Raw genomic sequence first — 1,466 nt, forward strand, 5'->3', positions numbered from 1 at the left:
ACGCCGTCCTTGATGCCCGAGAACCACCGTGCGGTGACGGTCTTGGTCTTGGTGTAGAAGCGGAAGGCGTCGGGGCCATACTGGTTCAGATCGCCGAAACCAGACTTCTTCCAGCCGCCGAAGCTGTAGTAGGACAGCGGCACCGGGATCGGGAAGTTGATGCCGACCATGCCGACGTTCACCCGGCTGGCGAAGTCCCTCGCCGTGTCGCCGTCGGCGGTGTAGATCGCCGTGCCGTTGCCGTAGTCGTTGTCCATGACCAGTTTCAGCGCGTCCTCGTAGTTCTGGGTGCGGACGGTTGTCAGGACCGGGCCGAAGATCTCTTCGCGGTAGATCTCCATGTCGGGGGTCACGTCGTCGAAGAGCGACGGGCCGCAGAAGAAGCCGTTCTCGTAGCCCTGGATGTTCAGGCCGCGCCCGTCCACGACCAGCTTCGCGCCCTGGTCCACGCCGGACTGGATCAGCCGCTCGATGCGTTCCTTCGAGGCGTTGGTGATGACCGGGCCGAAATCCACGTCCTCGCCCGCCGTATAGGGGCCGACCTTCAGTTTCTCGATCCGGGGAACCAGGCGCTCGATCAGGGCGTCGGCGGTCGCCTCGCCCACCGGCACCGCGACCGAGATCGCCATGCAGCGTTCGCCCGCCGCGCCGAAGCCCGCGCCGATCAGCGCGTCGGCGGCCTTGTCCAGGTCGGCGTCGGGCATGATGATCATGTGGTTCTTGGCGCCGCCGAAGCATTGCGCGCGCTTGCCGTTGGTCGCCGCGCGGCCATAGATGTATTGCGCGATCGGGGTCGAGCCGACGAAGCCCACCGCCTGGATGGTCGGGTGGTCCAGGATCGCGTCCACGATCTCCTTGTCGCCGTTCACGACTTGCAGCACGCCGTCGGGCAGGCCCGCCTGTTGCGCCAGTTTCGCCAGCAGCAGCGAGGTCGAGGGCACGCGCTCGGACGGTTTCAGGATCATCGCGTTGCCGGAAACCAGCGCCGGGCCCATCTTCCACAGCGGGATCATCGCCGGGAAGTTGAAGGGGGTGATCCCCGCGACCACGCCGAGCGGCTGGCGCATCGAATAGAGGTCGATGCCGGGGCCGCCATTGTCGGTGAACTCGCCCTTCAGCATGGCGGGGGCGCCCATGCAGACCTCGATCACCTCGAGGCCGCGCTGCACGTCGCCGCGGGCGTCGGGCAGGGTCTTGCCGTGTTCGCGGCTGACCAGTTCGGCCAGTTCGTCCATATGTTCGTTGATCAGCGCGCCGAATTTCATCATCACCCGCGCGCGGCGTTGCGGGTTGGTGGCCGCCCATTTGACTTGCGCCTTCTCGGCGCTGGCGATGGCGGCGTCCAGTTCATCGGCGCTGGCCAGAGGCACTCGGGCCTGCACCTCGCCCGTAGCGGGGTTCATCACGTCGCTGAAGCGGCCCGAAGTGCCTTTGACTTCCTTGCCGTCGATCCAGTGGTAGAGTTC

General features: G+C 66.3%; 1 protein-coding gene. It reads right to left on the reverse strand.

Annotated features, from left to right (window positions below; translation table 11 throughout):
• The coding region (locus tag ACDP63_RS24780; protein ID WP_409928848.1) for a CoA-acylating methylmalonate-semialdehyde dehydrogenase at positions 1-1,466 on the reverse strand (1,466 nt) is incomplete at both ends.

It is taken from the genome of Paracoccus sp. P2 (assembly GCF_046335115.1).
GTDB classification, from domain to species: domain Bacteria; phylum Pseudomonadota; class Alphaproteobacteria; order Rhodobacterales; family Rhodobacteraceae; genus Paracoccus; species Paracoccus pantotrophus.